Annotated in this window: 3 protein-coding genes and 1 pseudogene; 2 read left to right on the forward strand and 2 right to left on the reverse strand. The window is 72.8% G+C overall.

All coding sequences use genetic code 11. The annotated features are described in order from the left end of the window. On the forward strand, nucleotides 1-745 hold a 745-nt coding region (locus ABZ749_RS31990; protein ID WP_357234394.1), incomplete at its 5' end, for an FGGY-family carbohydrate kinase. Nucleotides 746-757: 12 nt separating this feature from the next. On the opposite strand, the gene ABZ749_RS31995 is transcribed toward ABZ749_RS31990, so the two are convergent. After that, nucleotides 758-1,042, reverse strand: a complete 285-nt coding sequence (locus tag ABZ749_RS31995; protein ID WP_355005518.1) for an antibiotic biosynthesis monooxygenase — start codon at nucleotides 1,040-1,042, stop codon at nucleotides 758-760. A gap of 225 nt (nucleotides 1,043-1,267) precedes the next feature. On the opposite strand from ABZ749_RS31995, the gene ABZ749_RS32000 reads away from it, so the two are divergent. Further along, entirely contained in the window at nucleotides 1,268-2,635 is a 1,368-nt protein-coding gene (locus ABZ749_RS32000) for a serine hydrolase (protein ID WP_357234397.1), read from the forward strand. 7 nt (nucleotides 2,636-2,642) lie between these two features. Here ABZ749_RS32000 and ABZ749_RS32005 read toward each other — a convergent pair. Next, a pseudogene (locus ABZ749_RS32005) lies at nucleotides 2,643-3,457 on the reverse strand (hypothetical protein); the annotation flags it as partial.

A 3,457-nucleotide genomic window follows, 5' to 3' on the forward strand; every position in this document is an offset into this window, starting at 1 on the left:
CGGCGCGATGCGGGTGATGGTCGAGCGGCCCGGCGTGGACCCGCTCGGCGGGGTGTTCTGCTACGCGCTGACCGAGCACCGCTGGGCGGTCGGTGGCGCGATCAACAACGGCGGCATCGTGCTCAAGTGGGCCGGCGCGGCGCTCGCCCCGGACCTGGGCGAGCACTCCGAGGAGGACCTGGTCGCCCTGGCGGCCCGCGCGCCGGTCGGCTCGGGCGGGCTCATCATGTTGCCGTACCTGCACAGCGAACGGGCACCACACTGGAGCGCCCTGCCGCGCGGAGCGTACGTGGGGCTGACCCACGCCCACCGCCGCGAGCACCTGGTGCGGGCCGCGTTGGAGGGCGTCTGCCAACAGCTCGCGCTGGTGCTCAGCTCGGTACGCGCGGCCGGCAACGAGGTCCGGGAGGTCCGGGCCGGTGGCGGCTTCGCCCGCAGCGGCCTGTGGCGGCAGATGCTGGCCGACGCCCTCGGCCTGCCGGTGAGCTTCCCGGCCGCGCACGAGGGGTCGAGCTTCGGAGCGGCGCTGCTCGGCATGGAGGCGCTCGGGCTGATCCCCAGCATCGACCTCGCCGCCGACCTGGTGCGGATCGAGGAGACGGTCCGCCCCGACCCGGCCGCCGCGGCCACCTACGCGGCGCTGCTGCCGCTCTTCGCCGAGCTGTACGAGGCCCTCACGCCGACCTTCACCTCGATCCGCCGGATGGCACCCGGCCTGCCCACCAGCCCCGAACCGTCGGCGTGACCGGGTGCCGGGTCAGGGTGCCTCGACCCCGGCGATCAGGTAGCGCCGCACGTCGGCGTCGAGGATGGCGACCTCCTGCGCGTCGTCCGGCCCGGAGCCCCGGAACGCGGCCAACTGCTCTGGTGACTCCCAGCGCTCGTAGACGTGGATCCGGCCGGGCTCCAACGGGTCGGCCGCCAGCAGGAAATCGAGGCAGCCGGCGGTGGCGCGCGCCCGCGCGATGACCTGTTCGCAGTCGGACAGGTACGCCTCGCGGGTGGCCGGTTCGACAGTCAGGCTGCCGGCGATGATCAGCACGGGTCCTCCGGGGTGAGTGGCTGAGTGGCTGACCTTTGCTCTGCACCCGCCCGTGCGCCAGGCACGGTCCGTAACCGGCGCATCGGCGGGTGCAGAGCAAAGCGGTGATTACCTGTGGGTCACAGTTATACCTGCGGGCCACCGCGGAGGGGGACATTGCCGCCCGGACGGGTGACGCCGGTCCCGCCGGTCCCACCCGCCCCCGGCGCTTCATATCGTGCAAACGTGAGAAAAAGCGACAAGAGGCGCTCATCTTCCCTGCTGGGGAACTCTGCCCGCGTACCCCTGAAGGTGTTGACGGCGGCGGTCGCGCTCGCGGTGCTCGCGACGACAGGGCCGGCCACCGCGGACGGCCCGGGCCGCGCGCCCGTCGCGGACCCGGCGCAGACGACCGAGCCGGGGTACGGGGTGGAGTCCGGTGACGGTCAGAGCCACGAACCCGGGGTGGACCCGACGCCGGAGCGCCCCCCGACCAGTGAGGTGTCCTGGCTGTCGTTTCCCGGCGGGGTGTTCGCAGTGGACTCGCTCGGGCACACGGTGCGCTACCGCGCCTGCGACGGCGACACCGGTCGGGTCGCCGACCCGGGTATGCGGGTCGCCGCCGGGGTGGCCAGCGGCGCTGTCGTCGTCGGAGGCACCGCCTACCGCTACCGGGTGCCGCTGGTCGGGCGCAGCGAGGGCACGTTGGAGGTGATCCAGCGGCACCGCCCGCCGACGACGCTGACCGGGGTGGTGGTGACCAGCCCGCAGCCACCCACCGACCCGGTCGCCGGGGCCCGGCTGTTCCCGCTCAGCGGCCAGCTCGCCCGGGTGGTCGCCGACGCGAGCCTCAACCCGGCCGGGGTCACGGTGCGCGACCTGTCCGGCCGTTACGGCGACCAGCAGATCGCCGTCAACGGCTCGCTGCGCCCCAAGGCGGCGAGCGTCATCAAGCTGTGGATCCTCGTCGAGCTGCTACGTCGGGTCGACTGTGGACAGGTATTCCTCGACGACGGTGTGCTGGTCACCCCGGAGGACGTGGTCGGCGGCACCGGCCAACTGCAGTTCGAGACGTTCCCGCAGGTGGTCACAGTGCACCGGCTCGCCCAGTACCTGATCAAGTACAGCGACAACGTGGCCGCGAACGTGCTGATCACCTACCTGGGTGGGTTCGCCCCGGTCAACGCGCTGATCGACTCGATGAACCAGCGGTCCACCATCCTGGCCCGGCGGATGCTCGACAGCGCGGCGGCGCAACGCGGCGAGGAGAACTACACCAGCCCGGACGACGTGGTGTCACTGCTCGGCGCGGTCTGGGACGGCGAGATCCTCACCCCCGCCTCCCGCGACCTGATGATCGGCTTCATGCGGGAGCAGACCCTGAACACGAAGATCCCGGCGGCGTTGCCGCCCGGCGTGCCGGTGGCCCACAAGACCGGTGACCTGCCGGACGCCTCACACGACGTCGGCTACTACCTGATCCCCGGCACCGAGACCGCCGTCGCGTTCCTCACCGCCGGCCCCATGGCCACCGGCGACGAGACGGTCCGGCGGATGGCCCGCACCGTCTACGACTTCCTGGTCACCCCCATCGACGGGGCGGTCGAGGAGTGAGCCGACCTCAGGCGCCGGGAATGTTCGCCGGTGGATCCTCGCCCACCAGGTCGGCCGCCGGCGGGTCCGCCGACACCGACAGCCCGAAATCCGAGTACGTCAGGTCGAGCTGGGCGGTCTGCGACTGCTCGCTGGCCAACTCGATGCGGTAGCGGACCAGCCGACCCTGCTCGTCCACGGCGGCGGTGAACGGGACCGCCCCGGCCCGGTCACCCAGTACGTTGCCGACGCCGCTGCCCAGCACCGCGCCGCTCTGGCGCAGGTCCAGCGTGCCCGCGTACTCCCGCTCGGCGGTCAGCCGGACCCCCGTCGGCGCGCCCAGCGTGCTGGCCAGCCGGGTGTTGTCCAGGCCCTGCTTGGCCGCCGGGGCACCCGCTTTACCGACGTGCCACCAGGTCTTGCCGTCCCAGACCGGGACGCGGCGGTCCGGGGCGGTGACCCGCACGTACACGTCCAGCCCGGTGGTCAACCGCTCGATCTTCACCACGCCCGTGGGCACCTTCAGCGAGGTGGTCTCCAGACCACGCTTCGCCTTCGGGTCCCAGAGCAGCACAGTCGCGTCCCCGTCCGTGCCGCCGGTGCCGACCGTCAGCCTGTACGGCTGCTCGTCGGCCTTCGCGGCGGCGGCCTTCAACACACTGACCGGGTCGGCGCTCGCCGACGCCGCCGGGCGACCCCGGCCCGGGTCGTCGTCGCCGGAGGCGACCAGCGCCCACGCCCCGGCCCCGACCGCCACCACGAGCACGGCGACAGCGGCGATCAGCTTCGGTTTCGGCACTGTCATCTCCCCCGGGCGGTGCGGTCCGGCCAGACTAGCCGGAC

It is taken from the genome of Micromonospora sp. NPDC047753, from assembly GCF_040642735.1.
GTDB lineage: Bacteria > Actinomycetota > Actinomycetes > Mycobacteriales > Micromonosporaceae > Micromonospora.